The organism is Ensifer sp. VA4 (assembly GCF_055710065.1).
On the sequence record NZ_JBVQPO010000008.1, the window covers coordinates 337458 to 358937 of the forward strand.

The 21480-nt window shown below is 64.0% G+C and carries 20 protein-coding genes; 14 read left to right on the forward strand and 6 right to left on the reverse strand.

The window, feature by feature from the left end; all coding sequences use genetic code 11:
* Positions 1 to 235: 235 nt before the first annotated feature.
* The gene (locus AC0C6X_RS16610; protein ID WP_173520288.1) at positions 236 to 616 is read right to left on the reverse strand and encodes a VOC family protein; all 381 of its coding nucleotides are present in this window, start codon (positions 614 to 616) and stop codon (positions 236 to 238) included.
* A 224-nt stretch (positions 617 to 840) separates the two neighbouring features.
* A complete protein-coding gene (locus AC0C6X_RS16615; protein ID WP_472954078.1) occupies positions 841 to 1188 on the reverse strand; it encodes an ArsR/SmtB family transcription factor in 348 nt (115 codons plus the stop codon).
* Between the two features lie 255 nt (positions 1189 to 1443).
* Here AC0C6X_RS16615 and gltX point away from each other — a divergent pair, with 255 nt between their 5' ends.
* Both gltX and lysS read left to right on the forward strand, forming a co-directional pair.
* The gene (gltX, locus tag AC0C6X_RS16620; RefSeq protein ID WP_173520286.1) at positions 1444 to 2901 is read left to right on the forward strand and encodes a glutamate--tRNA ligase; all 1458 of its coding nucleotides are present in this window, start codon (positions 1444 to 1446) and stop codon (positions 2899 to 2901) included.
* Positions 2902 to 2911: 10 nt separating this feature from the next.
* On the forward strand, positions 2912 to 4408 hold the full coding sequence (gene lysS, locus AC0C6X_RS16625) for a lysine--tRNA ligase (protein ID WP_173520285.1): 1497 nt from the start codon (positions 2912 to 2914) through the stop codon (positions 4406 to 4408).
* Between the two features lie 95 nt (positions 4409 to 4503).
* Here the strand turns inward: lysS and AC0C6X_RS16630 are convergent, their stop codons facing one another.
* Positions 4504 to 5163 (reverse strand): hypothetical protein, encoded by a 660-nt coding sequence (locus AC0C6X_RS16630; RefSeq protein ID WP_247959847.1) that lies wholly within the window; start codon positions 5161 to 5163, stop codon positions 4504 to 4506.
* A gap of 198 nt (positions 5164 to 5361) precedes the next feature.
* Positions 5362 to 5682 carry a hypothetical protein gene (locus AC0C6X_RS16635; protein WP_173520283.1) on the reverse strand — a complete coding sequence of 107 codons (321 nt, stop codon included), beginning with the start codon at positions 5680 to 5682 and terminating at the stop codon, positions 5362 to 5364.
* A 208-nt stretch (positions 5683 to 5890) separates the two neighbouring features.
* Here AC0C6X_RS16635 and AC0C6X_RS16640 point away from each other — a divergent pair, with 208 nt between their 5' ends.
* From AC0C6X_RS16640 to mnhG, 11 genes are all read left to right on the forward strand, one after another.
* Positions 5891 to 6844: a nucleoside hydrolase gene (locus AC0C6X_RS16640; protein ID WP_472954082.1), complete on the forward strand. Its 954-nt coding sequence runs from the start codon at positions 5891 to 5893 to the stop codon at positions 6842 to 6844.
* A gap of 88 nt (positions 6845 to 6932) precedes the next feature.
* A complete protein-coding gene (locus AC0C6X_RS16645; protein WP_173520657.1) occupies positions 6933 to 7943 on the forward strand; it encodes a ligase-associated DNA damage response exonuclease in 1011 nt (336 codons plus the stop codon).
* Between the two features lie 3 nt (positions 7944 to 7946).
* On the forward strand, positions 7947 to 9566 hold the full coding sequence (locus AC0C6X_RS16650; RefSeq protein ID WP_472954084.1) for a cisplatin damage response ATP-dependent DNA ligase: 1620 nt from the start codon (positions 7947 to 7949) through the stop codon (positions 9564 to 9566).
* Positions 9567 to 9648: 82 nt separating this feature from the next.
* A complete protein-coding gene (locus AC0C6X_RS16655) occupies positions 9649 to 9834 on the forward strand; it encodes a DUF3008 family protein (protein ID WP_173520280.1) in 186 nt (61 codons plus the stop codon).
* 135 nt (positions 9835 to 9969) lie between these two features.
* The gene (locus AC0C6X_RS16660) at positions 9970 to 12609 is read left to right on the forward strand and encodes a bifunctional diguanylate cyclase/phosphodiesterase (RefSeq protein ID WP_472954087.1); all 2640 of its coding nucleotides are present in this window, start codon (positions 9970 to 9972) and stop codon (positions 12607 to 12609) included.
* A 328-nt stretch (positions 12610 to 12937) separates the two neighbouring features.
* Entirely contained in the window at positions 12938 to 15844 is a 2907-nt protein-coding gene (locus AC0C6X_RS16665) for a monovalent cation/H+ antiporter subunit A (protein WP_472954089.1), read from the forward strand.
* Positions 15844 to 16191, forward strand: a complete 348-nt coding sequence (locus tag AC0C6X_RS16670) for a Na+/H+ antiporter subunit C (RefSeq protein ID WP_034787081.1) — start codon at positions 15844 to 15846, stop codon at positions 16189 to 16191. The genes AC0C6X_RS16665 and AC0C6X_RS16670 overlap by 1 nt, the downstream gene beginning before the upstream one ends.
* Positions 16184 to 17797, forward strand: a complete 1614-nt coding sequence (locus AC0C6X_RS16675; RefSeq protein WP_472954092.1) for a monovalent cation/H+ antiporter subunit D — start codon at positions 16184 to 16186, stop codon at positions 17795 to 17797. The genes AC0C6X_RS16670 and AC0C6X_RS16675 overlap by 8 nt, the downstream gene beginning before the upstream one ends.
* Before the next feature lie 6 nt (positions 17798 to 17803).
* Positions 17804 to 18289: a Na+/H+ antiporter subunit E gene (locus AC0C6X_RS16680; protein WP_472954094.1), complete on the forward strand. Its 486-nt coding sequence runs from the start codon at positions 17804 to 17806 to the stop codon at positions 18287 to 18289.
* Positions 18286 to 18567 (forward strand): K+/H+ antiporter subunit F, encoded by a 282-nt coding sequence (locus AC0C6X_RS16685; protein WP_247959854.1) that lies wholly within the window; start codon positions 18286 to 18288, stop codon positions 18565 to 18567. The genes AC0C6X_RS16680 and AC0C6X_RS16685 overlap by 4 nt, the downstream gene beginning before the upstream one ends.
* Entirely contained in the window at positions 18564 to 18935 is a 372-nt protein-coding gene (gene mnhG / locus AC0C6X_RS16690) for a monovalent cation/H(+) antiporter subunit G (RefSeq protein WP_472954095.1), read from the forward strand. The genes AC0C6X_RS16685 and mnhG overlap by 4 nt, the downstream gene beginning before the upstream one ends.
* Positions 18936 to 18988: 53 nt before the next feature.
* Here mnhG and cobM read toward each other — a convergent pair whose 3' ends face one another.
* Positions 18989 to 19750 (reverse strand): precorrin-4 C(11)-methyltransferase, encoded by a 762-nt coding sequence (gene cobM / locus AC0C6X_RS16695; protein ID WP_472954098.1) that lies wholly within the window; start codon positions 19748 to 19750, stop codon positions 18989 to 18991.
* 125 nt (positions 19751 to 19875) lie between these two features.
* Positions 19876 to 21117 carry a precorrin-6y C5,15-methyltransferase (decarboxylating) subunit CbiE gene (cbiE, locus tag AC0C6X_RS16700; protein WP_472954101.1) on the reverse strand — a complete coding sequence of 414 codons (1242 nt, stop codon included), beginning with the start codon at positions 21115 to 21117 and terminating at the stop codon, positions 19876 to 19878.
* Here cbiE and AC0C6X_RS16705 point away from each other — a divergent pair.
* Positions 21116 to 21480 (forward strand): precorrin-6A/cobalt-precorrin-6A reductase (locus tag AC0C6X_RS16705; protein ID WP_472954103.1); only part of this gene is annotated, 365 nt, incomplete at its 3' end. The genes cbiE and AC0C6X_RS16705 overlap by 2 nt on opposite strands.

Here is a 21480-nt window from a genome sequence, read left to right on the forward strand (position 1 = left end):
CGATAACAGGCGAAAGATCAGGAAAATCACGCCCTCCATCACAGGTGAAGGGCGTGATACTGCGGGAGATCACGAAAACGCGGAGCCGAACCGACCGGCCGTCGACCGCGAGCCCTCAGCGAAAAACAGGATCATTCCTCCTCTCTCGCTGAGTCATGCCGGCGGCCCGGCCCCACGCCTTCTGGTTGGAGAACGCCTCGCCACAGGAAACGTTCCGCCGGCCTTCCGGTCTCGTTCAGAGGTCCGCGCGGTGGCCGACCTCGACCAGAATGTTGCCGGGAATGACCGCGTAGAAGACATAGGCGCCATGCCGGTCCTGCGGCGCCATCACCTGGACGCCGGCTCCGTGCACCCGCCGATAGGCGTCGTCGACCTCGGTCCGCGCCGGCAGCAGGAAGCCGATATGGTAGGTCTGGGCGCCGAGCTTTACCTGGTCGCCGCCGCCGAGCGCCTCGATCGGCGGGCTGACGACGAGCACCAGGCCGGCCCCGTCGGTCAGACGATAGAAGGCGTCCTTGCCGCGCTTTTCGACCAGCGTCAGGTCGAAATGGTCGATGAGGAATGAAGCCGTTTCGGCGACGACGGGGCTATAGAGATCGATATGATTCAGTCGCATGTTCACAGTCTCCGTGTTCGAGAAACGCGGCGGACTGCGTCGATGTGCACACCCCGCCGCGGACCGATGCGATTGCATCGGAACCACGTCGTGGGTTCGAACGGGACGTTCGAGCAGAGCTTCGTTGGAAAACCGAAGGGACCGGGCTTACCATATCCGGTCCTGCCTTTTTCGACGCGTTCTGCTTACCGCAGAACGGCCGGGGACGGAAGAGGCGACGGCGATCAGTTCTTTCCGGCGTCCGGATCGATGCGCTGCAGTTCCTGCAGATAGGCGTCGAGACGGTCGAATTTCTGCTCCCAGAAGCGGCGATAGCCGTCGAGCCAATTGTTGACGTCTTTCAGCGCCGCCGCCTCGAGCCGGCACGGGCGCCATTGCGCTTCGCGGCCGCGGCTGATCAGCCCGGCGCGCTCGAGGACCTTGAGATGCTTGGAGACCGCCGGCAGGCTCATTTCGAAGGGTTCCGCCAATTCGCCGACCGAGGCCTCTCCGAGGGCGAGGCGGGCGAGAATCGCCCTTCGCGTCGGGTCGGCCAGGGCTGAGAGCGTCGTCGACAAGCGATCTTCCGGCATATTCTAAAAAACCTTTCAGTTAAATAACCTTTTGGTTCATTATCGCTCGGGGCAGGCAGTGTCAACAAAAACCGGCGTGATCCGGTTTCCGTTGACATGATCGGCGTTCTATGGTCTCACGCGAGCCGACTGGAATAGCCTGCCGATACCGTTGTTGCGGCACCCTTGCGGGCCTTTCCTTCCCATAAAATGCGCGCCCGACGGCCGGATATCTTCCTCGGCAAGGGCGAAAAGCACGTCAGACGGGCAAAGACCATGGCAAATTCAGCAGTCCGGGTACGCATCGCACCCTCCCCCACCGGCGAGCCGCATGTCGGCACGGCCTATATCGCCCTGTTCAACTATCTCTTCGCGAAGAAGCATGGCGGCGAATTCATCCTGCGCATCGAAGACACCGATGCGACCCGCTCGACGCCGGAGTTCGAACAGAAGGTGCTGGACGCGCTGAAATGGTGCGGGCTCGAATGGTCGGAAGGTCCCGACATCGGTGGTCCCTATGGCCCCTACCGCCAGAGCGACCGCAAGGACATGTATCGTCCCTATGTCGAGAAGATCGTCGAGAACGGCCACGGCTTCCGCTGCTTCTGCACGCCGGAGCGGCTAGAGCAGATGCGCGAGAGCCAGCGCGCCGCCGGCAAGCCGTCGAAGTATGACGGTCTGTGCCTCAACCTCTCCGCTGAGGAAGTGACGTCGCGCGTCGCCGCCGGCGAACCGCATGTCGTGCGCATGAAGATCCCGACCGAGGGCTCGTGCAAGTTCCACGACGGCGTCTATGGCGACGTCGAGATTCCGTGGGACGCCGTCGACATGCAGGTCCTGTTGAAGGCCGACGGCATGCCGACCTATCACATGGCGAACGTCGTCGACGACCACCTGATGAAGATCACCCACGTCGCCCGCGGCGAGGAGTGGCTGGCTTCGGTGCCGAAGCACATCCTGATCTACCAGTATCTCGGCCTCGAGCCGCCAAAGTTCATGCACCTGTCGCTGATGCGCAACGCCGACAAGTCGAAGCTGTCGAAGCGCAAGAACCCGACGTCGATCTCCTATTACACCGCGCTCGGCTACCTGCCGGAAGCGCTGATGAACTTCCTCGGCCTGTTCTTCATCCAGATCGCCGAGGGCGAGGAGCTGCTGACGATCGACGAGCTCGCGGCCAAGTTCGATCCGGAAAACCTCTCCAAGGCCGGTGCGATCTTCGACATCCAGAAGCTCGACTGGCTCAACGCCCGCTGGATCCGCGAAAAGCTCTCGGAAGAGGAGTTCGCCGCCCGCGTCTTTGCCTGGGCGTCCGAAAACGACCGCCTGAAGCAGGGCCTGAAGCTCAGCCAGTCGCGCATCTCGAAGTTCGGCGAACTGCCCGACCTCGCAAGCTTCCTGTTCAAGTCCGACCTCGGACTGCAGCCGGCAGCCTTTGCCGGCGTCAAGTCGACGCCCGAAGAACTGCTCGAAGTCCTGAACACCGTTCAGCCGGATCTCGAAAAGATCCTGGAATGGAACAAGGAGTCGATCGAAGCGGAACTGCGTGCGGTCGCCGAGCGCATGGGCAAGAAGCTGAAAGTCATCGTGGCGCCGCTGTTCGTTGCGGTTTCGGGCTCGCAGCGTTCGTTGCCGCTGTTCGACAGCATGGAAATCCTGGGCCGCGCCGTGGTACGTCAGCGCCTGAAGGTGGCGGCCCAGGTGGTCGCCTCCATGGTCGGCAGCGGAAAGTAAGGAGAGCACGATGAACGACAAGACCGAGACCACTGGCCTCTCCTCCGACGCAACGGAAGTTCGCGCACAGAAGCTGAACCTCCTGCGCGAGCAGATCGGCGACGTCTATCCGGCCCATTTCCACCGGACGATGACCAATGCCGAACTCACGGCGAAGTATGAGGGCCTGGAGCCGGACACCGAGACGCAGGATGTCGTGACCGTTGCCGGCCGCGTCTATTCCTCGCGCAACTCCGGCATGTTCATGGATATCCATGACGCCTCCGGCAAGATCCAGATCTTCAGCCACAAGGACGTGACGAGCGAGGAAGCCCGCGGCCTGCTGCCGATGATCGACATCGGCGACATCATCGGCGTCACCGGCGTCGTGCGCCGCACCAAGCGCGGCGAGCTGACGATCAACGCCCAGACGATCACCATGCTGACGAAGTCGCTGCTGCCGATGCCCGAGAAGTGGCACGGCCTCTCCGACATCGAGCTGCGCTACCGCAAGCGTCACCTCGACATCATGACCAACGAGGAATCGAAGCTGCGCTTCCAGCAACGCAGCAAGATCGTTTCCGGCATCCGCCGCTTCATGGAAAACGACGGCTTCATGGAAGTCGAGACGCCGATGCTGCATTCGGTCTATGGCGGCGCCACCGCCGAGCCGTTCAAGACGCATCACAACACGCTGAAGCTCGACATGTACCTGCGCATCGCGCCGGAACTGTATCTGAAGCGGACGCTGGTCTCGGGCCTCACCGACAAGGTGTTCGAGATCAACCGCAACTTCCGCAACGAAGGCGTCTCCACCCGGCACAATCCGGAATTCACCATGATGGAGTGCTATTGGGCCTATGCCGACTACGAGGACGTCATGGACCTCGTCGAACGCATGTTCTCCGAACTCGCCATGGCGATCCACGGCTCGACCGAATTCGCCTATGGCGACAAGCAGATCTCCTTCAAGGGCCCGTTCCGCCGCGTGCCGATGCCTGATGCCGTCAAGGAAGCGACCGGCATCGACTTCCTGGCGATGAAGACCGACGAAGAAGCCCGCGCTGCCGCCAAGGCTGCCGGCTTCGAGGTCGAGAAGGACTGGACCTGGGGCGAATGCCTGGCCTTCGTCTTCGAGGAGAAGGTCGAGCCGACGCTGATCCAGCCGGCCCACGTCACGCATTTCCCGAAGGACATCTCGCCCTTCGCCAAGGAAGTGCCGGGCGAGCCGCGCCTCGTCGAGCGATTCGAGACCTATTGCAACACCTGGGAACTCGGCAACGCCTTCTCGGAACTCAATGACCCGGAAGAGCAGCGCGCCCGCATGGTCGAGCAGCTCGAGCAGGCGCACGCCCGCGGCGAAAAGGCCAAGCAGCTCGACGACGAGTTCCTTGATGCCATCGACCAGGGCATGCCGCCGGCCGGCGGCCTTGGCATCGGCGTCGACCGCCTGATCATGCTGCTCACCAATGCGCCGTCGATCCGCGACGTCATCCTCTTCCCCGCGCGCCGCCACAAGGCCGACTGATCAAGGTCGCATTGCAATGAACACGAAGGCCCGCCGCGCACGCGTCGGGCCTTTCTGATTTTCAATGGAAACTATTACTGGCGGGCACCGCGGGCTCAATGCCCGGCGGGCGCCTCGGCTGTTTCAGCCGGTTCGGCCTCATGTTCGGCACCACCTGCGTCGGCGGTCTTGGCTTCGGTAGGGTCCGCCAACGGATCGATGCAAGGCGAATGGTCGTCTATCGCGGCCATCATCGTGTGGATATCGTCCATGGAGAGATCGACCGTCTTGCCGTGGAAGACGCCGGCAGAGTTGGCCGTGCCGGCGTTATAGGAAGCGCGGAAGGTTTCGCTCATGCCAGGTACGCTCTGCGGACCGGGGGCGAAGAGCACCTCCGCGCCGATTGCGGCTCCGCGGACCTGGGCCCGATCCTCTGGGCCGGCCGCATCGAGCACGACGACCTGATAGAGATCGGCCCGCTCGGCCTTCGCCAGCGCGCCGACCACACGCAGGGCCGTGCGCATGCGCGTCTCGCCGTCGGCGCGATCGGTCTTGACGTGCATGCGGATCCAGCGCTGGCCGTTGTGGCTGAGCTTGAGGGTCCGCAGCAGCGTGCATTCGAGGCCCGAGGTATTCGGCTTGGAAAGTCCCGCCATCAGGGCATCCCGGCTGACATAGACGGCGGCTCCGCCGGAGGCGGCCGAGACGCCGAAGGCGGCCGCGAGGATGACGAGCAGTCTCTTCGATGGCCGAAACTTGCCGAGGATAGCCTTCACAAGGGTGACTCCGCCGTCATATCCAGGAATTGCAGAAAAGCCCGAAGGGCCCGCCTCAACATAAGGCCCGCCACCTTTCGGAAAGTTTAAGCTGCTGCGGAGAAGGTCACGCGGCCGCGACCAGCGCGGCCACTGAAACAGCAAAGCAATGCGCAGGCGATTACCCGCCTGCGCATTGCTGTCGCCTGTTGGCGCTGCTCAATCGATCGCGATGTCCACGCGGTTGCGGCACTCGCGGTAGGGCGAGACGTGCACGGTTCCTGACGCATCCACCCACCGCCGGTTTTCAACACAGTAGGCCCCGGATTTCGTCAGGATCACCCTGGGACGGCGACGGTTGTAGTTGTCGTTGCCATGCGTGAAGGAGCCGATGCCAGGATACCAATCGCTGCTGTCGGAAGAGCTGTGCCCGCCACCGCCGCCGCGGCCCTTGCCGCCGGCGCTTTGGGCAAAGGAGGGAGCGGCAAACGAAGTGGCCGCGGTGATGACGATCATCGAAACGAGTACCAGCTTATGCATGACAATGACCTCCGGTTGACACTGGATGAGCAGTTCCCATCCATGTGAAGGAGCTTGCCATGTCCGCCCGCGCAGCGATGTTCCCACGGAAACGCACCGGGAAGGCGCTCCGTCTCGGCCCAAGCGCCCGGGAGGGAGATTGACTTTCACGGCCATCTTGCCTCCATTGCGGGCCGTCAAACACAAGAACAAGAAAAGAAGAACGAAAATGCACAAAGTCATATTCGATACGGACCCGGGCATCGACGATGCGATGGCACTGCTCTTCCTGCATCGGCATCCGGCCATCGACCTGATCGGCATCACCACCGTCTTCGGCAACGCCTCGGTCGAAACCACCACGCGCAACGCCCTGTTCCTGAAGCAGCGCTGGGGCATCGACGCACCGGTCGCCAAGGGCCTCGACAAGACCTTCAACCCCGACCGCCCGCATGTCGGCTGGCCGACCTTCATCCACGGCGACGACGGCCTCGGCAACATCGACGTCCCCGAGACGGTCGATCTGCCGATCGACCCGCGTCCGGCGCATCGCTTCATCATCGATACGGTCCGCGCCCATCCGGGCCAAGTGACGCTGATTGCGGTCGGCCGCATGACCAACCTGGCGCTGGCGCTGCGCGAGGATCCGGATTTTGCCGCGCTCGTGCGCGAAGTCGTCATCATGGGCGGCGCCTTCGACGTCAACGGCAACATCACCCCGGCGGCCGAAGCCAACATTCACGGCGACCCGGAAGCCGCTGACGTCGTGATGACGGCCCCGTGGCCAGTCACCGTCGTCGGTCTCGACGTCACCACCAAGACGGTGATGACCAAGGCGATGATCGCCGACATTGCCGAGCAGGGCGGCGAAGCCGGCAAACTGCTCGCCGACATCTCGCAGTTCTACGTCACCTTCTACGAGCAGCACGTGCCCGACGGCATGGTCGTGCATGACAGCTGCGCCTGCGCCTATGTCGTGGCACCCGAGCTCTTCACCGTCAGAAGCGGATCGATCCGCGTCGTCTGCGGCGGCATTGCCGACGGTCAGACGATCCAGCGGCCCGACAACAAGCTCTTCCCGCCGAGCCCCTGGGACGATCTGCCGAGCCAGAAGGCCTGCATCGACATCGATGCCGCCCGTACGCTGAAGCTGATCAGCGACACGCTCGTCCTGAACGGCTGAACCTGATCGAGGCGCGGCCGATGTTGTGCCTTGAAAAACTTGAACAAGATGGCTGGCGGACACGCCTTCGCCGGCTATCTTTATGTCCATGAAACCGGACGCCCTGCTCTATCCCGCCCCCAAGGGTCTCTATTGCCAGATCGGCGACTTCTACATCGACCCGGTGCAGCCGGTCGAAAGGGCGCTCATTACCCATGGCCATTCCGACCATGCCCGCGCCGGCCACGGCCAGGTGCTCGCCACCCGCGAAACCCTCGACATCATGCGCATTCGCTATGGCGAAGGCTTCTGCGGTACGACCCAGGCGGTCGAACTCGGGGAAAGGCTGACACTGAACGGTGTCGAAGTGGGCTTCCATCCCGCCGGCCACGTGCTCGGCTCGGCACAGATCTCCGTCCGCGCCAACGGCACGCGCATCGTCGTCTCCGGCGACTACAAGCGGCGGCGGGATCCGACCTGTGCCGGTTTTGAACCGGTCGCCTGCGACGTCTTCATCACCGAAGCGACCTTCGGTCTGCCGGTCTTCCACCACCCGGACGACCGGGCCGAAACCCGCAAGCTGCTGACGTCGCTTGCGCAATTTCCCGAACGGACCCACGTCGTCGGCGCCTATGCGCTCGGCAAGGCACAGCGCGTCATCGCGCTCCTGCGCGAAGCGGGCTACCACGAGCCGATCTTCATCCACGGCGCCCTGCAGCGGCTCTGCGACTACTACCAGAGCCAGGGCATCGACCTCGGCGAACTGCGTCCGGCAACGCTCGCCGCAGACGAAAAGCAGGACTTCAGGGGTACGGTCGTGGTCGGCCCGCCCGCCGCCTTCGCCGACAGATGGTCGCGGCGCTTCGCCGATCCGATCGCCATCTTCGCGTCCGGCTGGATGCTGATCCGTCAAAGAGCAAAGCAGCGCGGCGTCGAACTGCCGCTCGTCATCTCCGACCATTGCGACTGGGCCGAGCTCACGGCAACGATCACCGAGATTGCACCGGGCGAAGTGTGGGTCACGCATGGGCGCGAGGAAGCGCTGGTGCGCTGGTGCGAGCTTCAGGGCATCGCCGCCCGTCCGCTGCACCTCGTCGGCTACGACGACGAGGGAGAGTGACGGATGCGTGCCTTTGCCGAGCTGCTCGACCGTCTCGTTTTGAGCCCGCAGCGCAACGCCAAGATTCGCCTGCTGGCCGATTACTTCCAGACCGCTCCGGATCCGAGCCGCGGCTACGCGCTTGCGGCCATCGCCGGCACGTTATCGCTGAACACCGTCAAGCCCGCGATGATCCGCGACCTGCTGCTCGAACGCATGGACGCCGTGCTGTTCCAGTATTCCTACGACTATGTCGGCGATCTGGCCGAAACGGTCTCGCTCGTCTGGGAGCCGCCCGCCGGCACCGTTGCATCTGATATTCCACTCGGTGAAGCCATCGAGCGCCTGCAGATGACCGGCCGTGCCGACGCGCGCAGCGTCGTGCGCGACATGCTCGACCACCTGGACACCTCGGCGCGCTTCGCCTTTCTCAAGCTGGTGACCGGCGGCCTGCGCATCGGCGTATCAGCCAAGCTCGCCAAGCAGGCGCTCGCCGAAATGGGCGGCAAGGATGTCGCCGAGATCGAGACGCTCTGGCACGGTTTGTCGCCGCCCTATCTGCCGCTCTTCGGCTGGCTTTCGGGCGAGGCCGAGAAACCTGCGCTTTCGACGCCTGCCGTCTTCCATTCGGTCATGCTTGCCAATCCCGTCGGCGAAGGCGATCTCGACGCGCTCGACCCCAGGGACTTCGCCGCCGAATGGAAGTGGGATGGGATCCGGGTGCAGCTTGCCAATATCGGCGGCGCGCGCCGGCTCTATTCCCGCAGCGGCGACGAGATCTCCGGCGCCTTTCCCGATGTGCTGGAAGCCGCGGACTTCACCGGCGTCATCGACGGCGAACTGCTCGTCGGCGGTACGACGCGCACCAATCGCGCAACCCGAAACTTCGCCGATCTGCAACAGCGCCTGAACCGCAAGACCGTCAGCCACAAGCTCCTCGAGGCCTATCCTGCCTTCGTCCGCGCTTACGACATTCTCTTTTCAGCCGAAGACGACGTTCGCCCGCAAGGCTTCGTCGCAAGAAGGGCAATGCTTGCCGATCTGGTCGAACACGCCTCGCCGCAGCATTTCGACCTGTCGCCGCTGGTGCCGTTCTCGTCCTGGGACGAGCTTGATCGGCTGCGCGCCGACCCGCCCGATCCGGTCATCGAAGGCATCATGTTGAAGCGGCTCGATTCGCCCTATACGCCGGGCCGCGTCAAGGGTCCCTGGTTCAAGTGGAAGCGTGCGCCCTTCAACATCGACGCGGTGCTGATGTATGCGCAGCGCGGCCACGGCAAGCGCTCGAGCTACTACTCCGACTACACCTTCGGCGTCTGGACCACCGTCGACGGAAAGGAGGCGCTGGTACCGGTCGGCAAGGCCTATTTCGGCTTCACCGACGCCGAGCTGGAGGTTCTCGACCGTTTCGTCAGGGACAACACGACCGAGCGCTTCGGGCCGGTCCGGGCCGTGCGCGCCGAGCCCGATTTCGGTTTCGTCGTCGAAGTCGCCTTCGAGGGCATCAATCGTTCGACCCGGCACAAGTCCGGCGTGGCGATGCGTTTTCCGCGCATAGCCCGCCTTCGGCAGGACAAGCTGCCGCGCGACGCCGATCGCCTGGAGACGTTGCAGGCGATGATCGAAGCGCGCGAAGGCACGTAGGATCGCGGTCCATCCGGAAATCCGGGAACACCGACGATGGCCGCGCGTTGGGAGAGGGCTATCAACGGAAAGGTGGTGTTCCATGCCAGCCAAGTCGAAGGCTCAGCAGCAGGCAGCCGGTGCGGCCCTTGCCGCAAAGCGCGGAGAGATCAAGAAATCCAGCCTCAAGGGCGCGTCCCGCGGGATGGAAAAATCCATGAGCGAAAGCGAACTCAAGGAACTTGCCGAGACCAAGCGCAAGAAGCTGCCCGAGCGCAAGCGCGACTGAGTGCGTAACCTCGTATAAAAGAGCCGCCTAAAACAAGAATTGTTAAGACCCTTTTGGGATCATCCCGGTCGATACACAGCCATTCGCGTGCCACCGGGGTGATTTGTGCCTGCCAGACATGCTTTCAACCTCGGAATGAAGAGGCTCTTCAGAAATTTAGCGCCAAGTTACCTTCCGGCGGTCATAGCGGCTTTCGTGGTCCTGGTGGCCGGCATCCTCGCAGACAATCAGAACCAGGTGGTGGCTGAGGCGCGCCTGCGCGCTCGGATCGCCGAAGAGCTCAACCCCATCCGCGCCAAACTCGAGGCCAACGTCAACGGCAACATCCAGTTGGTGCGCGGATTGATCGGCACGCTCGTCACCGAGCCCGGCATGGATCAGAAACGCTTCGCTACGCTCTCGCGCAGCATCTTCACCGAACGCTCGCAACTGCGCAGCATCGCCGCCGCGCCGAACCTCATCGTCTCGCTCGTCTACCCGCTCGCAGGAAATGAGAAGGCGCTGGGGCTCGATTACCGCAGGAATGATGCACAACGCGCGGCCGTCATGCGGGTGAAGAACACCGGCCAGATGGTCCTTGCCGGCCCCGTGGACCTCGTCCAGGGCGGGCGAGGATTGATCGGTCGGTTCCCGGTATCGATCGACGCCGGCGGCAGCAGCAATCGCTTCTGGGGCATCGTCTCTGCCGTCATCGACATCGATCGCCTCTATCGTGACAGCGGACTCTTTTCGAAGCAGCCCGGCATAGATATCGCCATAGCCGGACGCGACGGAACAGGCGCAAAGGGACCGATCTTCTTCGGCGACCCGGCAATCTTCAAGCATTCGCCGGTCGAGATGACCGTGCTTTTGCCTGGGGGCTCCTGGCGCATTGCAGCCGTTCCCAAGAGCGGATGGCCGGCGACGGCCGGTAATGCCTGGTTCATCCGCGGATTGATCGTTCTCGGCGGCCTGATGATCATCCTGCCGATGGTACTGACCGGCCGCCTGATGAGCGAGCGGCAAGCCAACATTCGCGCGCTCAGGCACAGCAAGGCGCAACTGCAGGAACTTTCCCATCGCCTGAAAATCGCGCTGGACTCCTCGCAGATCGGCATTTGGGAACTCGACATCGTGAGCGGCAAGCTGCTTTGGGACGACCGGATGCGGGAACTCTACGGCTGCGTCGGTTCCACAAGCGAGACCTACGAGGACTGGAGGAGCGCGCTGCATTCCGACGATCTCCAGCGCGCCGAGGCCGAGTTCGCAGAAGCGCTCGAGACGGGCAACGCCTACAACTCGGAGTTCCGCATCTGTCTCGCCGACGGCAGTTTGCGACACATTCGCGCGATCGGCTCCGCCTATACCGGCGCAGATGGCATGAGGAAGGTCGTCGGGGTCAACTGGGACGTCACCGCCGACTTCGAGACCCGCGAGACCCTGTTCGAAGCCAAGCGGATGGCCGAGGCGCACAGCGTCGAACTCGAGGCGGCGCGTCATCGCATGGAATTCAATGCCCTGCACGATCCGCTGACCGGCCTGCCGAACCGCCGCTTCCTCGACCAGGTCCTGGCCGATCGCGACAGGCATTTCACGCCCGAGGCAAGGCTCAGCATCTTCCACATGGACCTCGACCGCTTCAAGCAGATCAACGATACGCTCGGCCACGCCGCCGGCGACGAGATCCTGCGCCACGCCGCCGAACTGCTGCGCGGCAATGCGGATGCAAAGGACTTCGTTGCCCGCATCGGCGGCGACGAATTCGTCATCGTTCGCCAGGATGGCGGGGCAGAACCGGACGCCACACTCGCTTCCCGCATCATCGAGGCGATGAGCGTGCCCGTTCGCTACAAGGACCAGGAGTGCCGCATCGGCGTCAGCATCGGCATTGCTGCCCAGACAAAGGCAACCGATGACCTGTCGCACGTGCTGGTCAATGCCGACATTGCGCTCTACGAAGCCAAGCGCCGCGGCCGCAACCGGCACGAGACCTTCACAGGTGAGTTGAAGACAGCCGTTTTCAAGACGAAGCAGACGGCCGACGAGATCCTTCGCGGGCTGGAGCACAACGAGTTCATCGCGCATTTCCAACCGCAGTTCTGCCCGCGATCGCTCGACATCATCGGTGTCGAGGCACTGGCCCGCTGGGATCATCCGTCCAAGGGACTGCTCGGCCCTCACGCGTTCCTGAAGACGGCGGAAGACATCAACGTGGTCGCGTCGATCGACCAGGCGATCCTGGAACAGGCGCTGTTCCAGCTCTATCGCTGGGAGGCCAACGGCATCCATATTCCCAAGGTCTCGGTCAATCTGTCCTATGCGCGCCTTCACGATGAAAACCTGATCGATCGTCTCGAACAATTGCAGATTCCGGCCGGCCGCCTGTCTTTCGAGCTGCTGGAATCGATCTCCTTCGACGAGAGCGACATGACGGCGCTGTCCAACATCCGCCGCATCAAGAAGCTCGGCATCGACATCGAGATCGACGATTTCGGCACGGGCTATGCCTCGATCCTGAGCCTTTTGAAATTGACCCCGCGGCGGTTGAAGATCGACCGCCAGCTCGTCCTGCCGATCCGCGAGTCGCCCACCGAAAAGCGGCTGGTCGAGTCGATCATCGATATCGGCACGTCGCTTGGCATCGAAGTGATCGCCGAGGGCGTCGAGACGCTGGAACACGCCCATATCCTGAAGGAACTCGGCTGCCACGGGCTGCAGGGCTACGCCTTCGCGCGGCCGATGAACGCCAACGACCTTGCCACCTTCGCCTTCGAGCGTCGCTGGCGCGCGGCCTGAGAAGCACGCCCCCCTGCTGCAAAAACCACGATGCGTGCATTTTTCGCACGGGCAAGGCTTGGCAGCCTTGCCGCGAATCGCCATAAAAACAATTGCCTGCCTCCACTTCTTGGGATCGGCGGCATCATCTGCGGCAGTCGCTGATGCGACCGCCCTTTCGGGCCTCTAGAACGTCCCGCTGCAAGTGCAATCACTGAAGCGGAAAAGATGCTCTAGATTCAACATCCTGGTGCGTCCCTTGTGCATTCGTTTGAAAGCACGGCGCTCTGGTGCCCGCTCTCCATGAAACCCGAACGAAGGGAACGGTACGATCGAATACGCGGGAAAATTGCTTTCTGTCTTCATTCTCGCCCCATTTGCGGGAAGCCTCCTTGCAATCTTCTTTCCGCCCGATCAACGAGGTGCGACAGCCTGGTTTGCGGGAGCGATCGCGCTCCTGTGTTTCCTCGTCGCCGCCGGCCTCTATCCCTTCGTCACCTCAGGCGGTGTGCTGCGCTACGACCTCGCCTGGCTCCCTGAGCTCGGCCTCAATTTCACCCTCCGCATGGACGGCTTCGCCTGGCTCTTCACGGTGCTCGTCACCGCAATCGGCGTGCTCGTCGTGCTCTATGCGCGCTATTACATGGCCGCAGAGGACCCGGTGCCGCGCTTCCTGGCACTGTTTCTGGCGTTCATGGGTTCGATGCTCGGCGTGGTGCTTTCGGGCAATCTCATCCTGCTTGCCGTCTTCTGGGAACTGACCAGCATCGTTTCCTTTCTGCTGATCGGCTACTGGCATCACAATGCCCATGCCCGTGACGGCGCGCGAATGGCGCTGACCATGACCGGCACCGGCGGTCTCTGCATGCTCGTTGGCCTCCTGCTGATGGGCCGCATCGTCGGGAGCTACGATCTCGACGTCGTGCTCGCCTCGGGCGACCTGATCCGCAATTCGCCGCTCTACATGCCGGTACTGGTCCTGATTCTGCTCGGCGCGCTGACGAAAAGTGCGCAGTTCCCGTTCCATTTCTGGCTGCCGCATGCGATGTCCGCGCCGACGCCGGTCTCGGCCTATCTGCATTCGGCGACGATGGTGAAGGCCGGCGTCTTCCTGCTGGCGCGCCTCTGGCCGGTCATGGCCGGCACCGAAGCCTGGTTCTGGACCGTTGGCCTTGCCGGGCTTTCGACGCTGCTGCTCGGCGCCTATTTCGCCATTTTCCAGCAGGACCTGAAGGGCCTGCTCGCCTATTCCACCATCAGCCACCTCGGCCTGATCACTGTCCTCTTGAGCCTTGGCAGCCCGCTTGCCGCGGTCGCCGCGGTCTTCCACATCGTCAACCATGCCACCTTCAAGGCGTCGCTGTTCATGGCGGCCGGGATCATCGACCACGAGACCGGAACGCGCGACATGCGCAAGCTCGGAGGGCTGATCCGCTACATGCCCGGAACGGCCGTGCTCGCCATGGTCGCGAGCGCGGCCATGGCCGGCGTGCCGCTCTTGAACGGCTTCATCTCCAAGGAAATGTTTTTCGCCGAAGCGATCGAAACGCATCAGGCCAACATCCTCGACACGATGACGCCCTATGGCGCGACGCTCGCCGGCATGTTCGCGGTTACCTATTCGCTGCGTTTCATCCACAGCGTCTTCTACGGCAAGGCGCCGGAGGATCTGCCGAAGGTGCCGCACGAGCCGCCGCGCTGGATGCGCGCGCCGATCGAGTTCCTGGTGCTTGCCTGCCTCGTCGTCGGCATCATCCCGGCGATAACCATCGGGCCGTTCCTGCATACGGCGGTCGTCGCCATCCTCGGCGCCAGCACGCCGCAGTACAGCCTCGCCGTCTGGCACGGCTGGAACCTGCCCTTGATCATGAGCTTCGTCGCGCTGGCGGGCGGCGTCGGTCTCTATTTCCTGATGCGCAACTACCTTGCGACCAGCATCGAAGGGCCGCCGATCTTCCGCCTGCTGCACGGCCAGCGCATCTTCGAGCGCGTGCTGGTGACGCTCTCGTGGAAATGGGCGCGTTCACTCGAACAGCGTCTCGGTACGCGACGGCTGCAACCGCAGATGCGGTTCCTCGTCTTCATCGCCATCGCCGCCGCCGCACTGCCGCTGCTTCTCAGTCACTACGAAATGCCGCCGCTCCTCATGCGCAGCATCGATCCGGCCTTCGCCCTGCTCTGGGCCGTCGGCATCGCTTGCGCGATCGGCGCGGCGCTTCTCGCGAAATTCCACCGGCTGGCTGCGCTCGTGCTGCTCGGCGGCGCCGGCCTCACCACCTGCCTGACCTTCGTCTGGCTTTCGGCGCCCGACCTTGCCGTGACCCAGCTCCTCGTCGAAATCGTCACGACGGTCCTCATCCTGCTCGGTCTTCGCTGGCTGCCGAAGCGCATCGAGGATACGCAGGAATCGGAGCTGCTTTCGCTGCAGGTCCGCTTCCGGCGCCTGCGTGACTTCCTGCTGGCGATCACCGCCGGCGGCGGCGTGGCGCTCATCGCCTATACGATGATGACCCGTCCGCTGCGCGAGACGATCGCCAGCTATTTCCTCGAACGCGCCTACAAGGAGGGCGGTGGCACCAATGTCGTCAACGTCATCCTCGTCGACTTCCGCGGCTTCGACACGCTTGGCGAAATCGGCGTTCTGGCGATCGTCGCGCTGACGGTCTTCGCCCTGCTTCTGCGCTTCCGCCCGCAGGCCGACAGCCTGGAGGCGCCGGAACAGCAACGTGTCCAGAATGCCTTCGACGACGATCACCCGGATCGCAACGAGGGCGACAGCGTCGCCGAATATCTGTTCGTGCCTTCGGTGATCATGCGCTGGATGTTCCCGGTCATCGGCATGCTGGCCGCCTATCTGTTCCTGCGCGGCCATGATCTGCCGGGTGGCGGATTTGCCGCCGGCATTGCCATGTCGATCGGCTTCATCCTGCAATACATGTCCGGCGGCACGCGCTGGGTCGAGGAGCGGCTGCGCATCCATCCCTTGCGCTGGATGAGCATCGGGCTGCTGGTCGCCGCGGCCACCGGCATCGGCTCCTGGCTCTTCGGCTATCCGTTCCTGACCTCGCATGCCCAGTACGCCACATTGCCGATCGTCGGGAAGTTCCCGCTGGCGAGCGCCCTGTTCTTCGATCTCGGCGTCTTCTCGCTGGTGCTCGGCGCAACGGTGCTGATCCTCATCGCGCTCGCCCACCAGTCGATCCGCGCGCCGCGGGCCCACGCGCGCGCCATGCGGAGCGGAAAGGAGGCCAGCTGATGGAGATCATTCTCTCGGCCGCCATCGGCGTGCTTACGGCATCCGGCGTCTATCTGTTGCTGCGTCCACGTACCTATCAGGTGATCATCGGGCTTTCGCTGCTCTCCTATGCGGTCAACCTCTTCATCTTTGGCATGGGGCGTCTTCGCGTAAACGCGCCGCCGGTGCTGGAACCCGGTGGCGTCGGCGATCTCAGCCGCTTCACCGATCCGGTGCCGCAGGCGCTCGTGCTCACCGCGATCGTCATCGGCTTCGCCATGACGGCGCTCTTCCTCGTCGTGCTGCTCGCCTCGCGCGGCTTCACCGGCACGGACCATGTCGACGGTCGGGAGCAGCGCCATGACTAACTGGATGCACCACCTGCTGATCCTGCCGATCCTGATACCGCTGATGGTCGGTGCCGCGATGATCCCGATCGACGAGCGCAACCGCATGATGAAGGGCGTGATGGGCTTCGTCTCCACGCTCGCACTCTTCGTGCTCTCGATGGTGCTGATGCGTATCGCCTCGGTGGACGGGGCGGCCGCCGGCAGCGGCGTCTATCAGCTCGGCAACTGGCCGGCCCCCTTCGGCATCGTGCTGGTGCTCGACCGCCTTTCGGCGCTGATGCTGTGCCTGACGAGTGGACTGGCGCTTGCCGCCCAGGCCTATTCGATCGCCCGCTGGCACACGGCCGGCCATCATTTCCATTCGCTGTTCCAACTTTTGATCGCCGGCCTCAACGGTTCGTTCCTCACCGGTGACCTCTTCAATCTCTTCGTCTTCTTCGAGATGATGCTGGCGGCGTCCTACGGCCTGCTGCTGCACGGCTCCGGGCCGCTGCGCGTCAAGGCGGGCCTGCACTACGTCGCGATCAATCTCGCCGCCTCGTCGCTCTTCCTGATCGGCGTCAGCCTGATTTATGGCGCGACCGGCACGCTCAACATGGCCGATCTCTCGGTGAAGCTGGCGACACTTTCGCCGGACGATCGCCAGATGGTCGAGGTCGGCGCCGGGGTGCTCGGGGTCGCCTTCCTGGTGAAGGCCGGCATGTGGCCCTTGAGCTTCTGGCTGCCGACGGCCTATTCCGCCGCAACGCCGCCGGTCGCCGCCGTCTTTGCGATCCTGACCAAGGTCGGCATCTACGTCATTCTCAGGCTTTCGCTGTTGGTCTTCGGCGCGAGTGCCGGGGCTTCCGCAGGTTTCGGCCAGCCGATCCTGCTTGCGGGCGGGCTGCTGACGATCGCCTTCGGCGCCATCGGCGTGCTCGCTTCGCAGGCCATGGGCCGGCTTGCCGCCTATTCGGTGCTCGTTTCCTCCGGCACCTTGCTCGCTGCGATCGGCCTCGGCCATCCCGGCATGATCGCAGGCGCACTCTTCTATCTCGTCAGTTCGACGCTCACCATCGCCGCCTTCTTCCTCTTGATCGAGCTGGTCGAGCGCGGCCGCGACGCCGGCGCCGACGTTCTCGCCGTGACGATGGAAGCCTATGGCGACGCCGACGAGGACGAGGAGGAAGAAGTGGTCGGCGCGGCGATCCCCGGAACAATGGCGATCCTCGGCCTCTGCTTCTGCCTCTGCGCCCTGTTGCTTTCCGGCCTGCCACCGCTCTCGGGCTTCGTTGCCAAATTCGCGATCCTCGGCGGTCTCTTCGGCCTCTCGGGGACCGAAGCCGCCCGGGCGATCTCCACGGCCGACTGGACCTATGTCACGCTGCTGATCATCTCCGGTCTGGCAGCGATGATCGCCATGAATCGCGTCGGCATCCGCACCTTCTGGGCGTCGATCGAAAACACCGTGCCGCGCGTCGTCGTCATCGAGATCACACCCGTCATCGTGTTGCTCGCCACCTGCATATTCCTCAGCGTACAGGCCGGTCCGGCGATGCGCTACATGCAGGCGACGGCGGATTCGCTGTTCGATCCGGCCGGCTACACCGAGCGGGTGCTCACGGCACCCCGGGCGGGAGGCTAGTCAACGATGCGCACCTGGCTCCCCTATCCGCTGCTGTCGATTGCGCTGCTCCTCATCTGGTTGCTGCTCAATCAATCGGTGGCCCCCAGCACTTTCGTCATGGGCACGATCCTGGCGACCGGCCTCGGCTGGGTGACGCTGAAACTCAGCCCCGTCCGTTCCCATCCGCGCCGGATCCTCCTGACGCTACGCTTCGGCTTTGCCGTTGCACTCGACATCATCCGCTCCAACCTTGCCGTCATCGCCGTCATTTTGCGCGGCCGACGCCGACCGCCGAGTTCAGGATTCCTCACGGTCGATCTCGATATCGATGACGAAAACGCCCTGGCGCTGCTTGCCTGTATCTTGACCGCGACGCCCGGAACGGCCTGGCTCGAATACGACCGCCGCCGGAAATCGCTGCTCTTCCATGTGCTCGACATGGAGAACGAGCGCGTTTGGATCGATACGGTCAAACGCTACGAGGCTGCCTTGAAGGAGATATTCGGATGATGGAACTTTCGATCATCTGGTCGATCCTGATCGCCCAGATCATGCTCGGTCTGGCGATGGCCTTCGCCTTCTTCCGCATGGTGAGGGGCCCGCGCGCCCAGGACCGCATCCTTGGCCTCGACACGCTCTATATCAACGCCATGCTGATGCTGCTCACCTTCGGCATCCGCAGCGCCAACACGCTCTATTTCGAATCGGCGCTGATCGTCGCACTGATCGGCTTCGTGTCGTCGATTGCCTTCGGCAAATTCCTGATGCGCGGGGAGATCATCGAATGAGCCACCTCACCGACCTTCCCGTCTGGGCCGCCATCCTCGTCTGCGGGCTGACGCTTCTGGGCGCCGCAATCGCCCTGATCGGCTCGGTCGGCCTTCTACGGTTTACCAGCTTCTACGAGCGCCTGCATGCGCCGACGCTGGCGACGAGCGGCGGCGTGATCCTGATCTGCGCCGCCTCGATCATCTGCTTCGCGGTGCTGCAGAGCCGCTGGGTATTCCACGAGATCCTGATCATCGTCTTCGTTCTCGTCACCACGCCGGTGACGCTGATGCTGCTCGGCCAGGCCGCGCTCTACCGCGATCGGGTCAAGGAAAAACGCGGCGTCCCGCTCAAGCAGCGGCCGCCGCGAGAAGAACCGGCAGAGTAGTTTCAACCGCGCAGCCGCGCGGAAAGCCGCTGACAGCGCTTGAATTATCTGGCCTATTCGCCACGCCCCCGAAAGCGCCGCTGATAGGCCGGGTCGTAGAGCGAACTCTCGCGGAAATCGGAAGCTTCGAGCCCGGGGCCAACGAAGATCAGCGCCGTGCGCTCGATCGACTCTTCCGCGACCTTGGCGGCTATATCGCGGAGCGTGCCGCGCACCACCCGCTCGTCCGGCCAGGAAGCCTTGACCACGATCGCGACGGGGCAATCGGCGCCGTAAAGCGGCGTCAGTTCCTCGACCACCTGCTGAAGGGCATGGATGGCGAGATGGATCGCCAGCGTCGCGCCGGTAGCGCCGAAAGCGGAAAGCGTTTCGCTGTTCGGCATGGGCGAGGCACGGCCGGAGACGCGGGTCAGCACCAGGCTCTGGGCCACCGCAGGAATAGTCAACTCGCGCCCGAGCGCCGCTGCCGCAGCGGCGAAGGACGGCACGCCCGGCGTCATCGTATAGGCGATGCCATGCTTCTCCAGCCGGCGGATCTGTTCGGCGACCGCACTCCACACCGAAAGATCGCCGGAATGCAGCCGTGCCACATCCAGGCCGTCGGCTGCCGCCTTCACATACTCGGCCTCGATCTCGTCGAGCGACATCGGCGCCGTATCGACGATGCGGGCACCGGACGGGCAATATTGCAGGAGTTCCGGTGAAACGATCGAGCCGGCATAGAGGCAGACCGGGCAACGCCCGATCAGGTCGCGCCCGCGCACCGTGATCAGATCCGCAGCCCCCGGGCCGGCGCCGATGAAATGTACCGTCATGTGTCGCTCTTTCTCTATTTCCCGCAATCCCGGACGCAAACCGCTTCGCGCTTTTGCTGGTATTGCTCTCTTGTTCTTACGCAATCCCGGACGCAAAACCGCTTCGCACTTTTGCTGGTATTGCTCTAGCTCTTAATCCACGACCATTGGGTCACCGGCATGGCCGGACGCCAGCCGGTCATCGCGCCGACCGGGCCGGCCCTGGCGATATCGATGCGGATCAGAGAGCCGCCGAGCCGCGCGTGATGATCGAGCAGAACCGCCTCCATCTCGGTCGTCACCGCATTGGCAACCAGCCGTCCGCCGGGGCCAAGTGCTGCGACCGCCGCCGCCATCACGCCGCCGTCGCTGCCACCACCGCCGATGAAGATCGCATCCGGCTGCGGCAGGCCGGCAAGTGCGGCCGGCGCCTCGCCTTCGACCACCGTCAGCCCGGGCACGCCGAACATCATGGCGTTGCGGCCGATGCGAGCGGCCCGCTCCGGCGACACTTCGATGGAGATCGCCTGCATGGTCGGGTCGGCCAGCATCCATTCGATGCCGATCGAGCCTGAGCCACCGCCGATGTCCCAGAGCAATTCGCCCTTGCGCGGCGCGAGAGCCGAGAGCGTCAGCGCCCTCACCTCCCGCTTGGTAATCTGCCCGTCATGTTCGAACAGTGCATCGTCGCGACCGGCCGCGAGCGGCAGGATGCGCGCGCCCTCGTCGGCCGCCACCTCGATGGCACAGACATTGAGAGGATGGACGAGGCCGAGCATGAAGCGCGCGGCGATCTGCGTCGTCACCCGTTCGCCGGCACCACCGAGCGCCTCGAGCACGGTCAGCCGCGACTGACCGAAGCCGCTGGCGACCAGAAGCTCGGCAAGGTCCCTGGGGCCTGCTCCGTCCGACGTCAGCGTCAAGACGCGTGCGCCCGGATGCAGGTGCGGCCGCACCAGATCGAGCGGGCGTCCGTGCACCGAGACGAGCGTCGCCTCCTGCAGCGCCCAGCCGAGGCGCGAGGCGGCAAGGCTGATCGATGAGGGCGCCGGCAGCGTACGGATTTCCGCCGAGGCAATCCGGCGCGCCAGCGTCACGCCGACACCGTAGAAGAACGGGTCGCCTGAGGCGAGCACGACGACGGGCGTGCCGCGGCGCTCAACGATCTCCACGACCGAGCGTTCGAGCGGGCTTTGCCAATTGTGCGCCTCGCCCTTGATCAACGGCGCGGCGAGCTCCAGATGGCGATTGCCGCCATAGACGACAGGGGCCTCGGCAATCAGCCGCTTGGCCTCGTCGCCGAGACCCGCTACACCATCTTCACCGATACCGATGACGGTCAGCCAGGGGGAGACGATGCCGGGATCGCCGTTCGACACGTCAGCCATGGAAAAACCTCGCATCCTGATTTTGGGCGGCACCACCGAGGCGCGCGAACTCGCGCATCGGTTGGCCGAAGACGTCCGCTACGACACCGCAATCTCGCTGGCCGGTCGCACCGCCGACCCGAAGCCGCAGCCGGTGAAGACGCGCATAGGCGGCTTCGGCGGCGCCGACGGGCTGGCGCATTTCCTGCGTGACGAGAACATCGCGCTGCTCGTCGATGCGACGCACCCCTTTGCCGCGCGCATTTCGCACAATGCCGCTGAGGCGGCGCAAAGAACCGGAGTTCCGCTCCTGGCCCTCCGGCGACCGGAATGGCAGTCCTTGCCCGGCGACCGCTGGAATTCGGTCGGCAGCGTCGTCGAAGC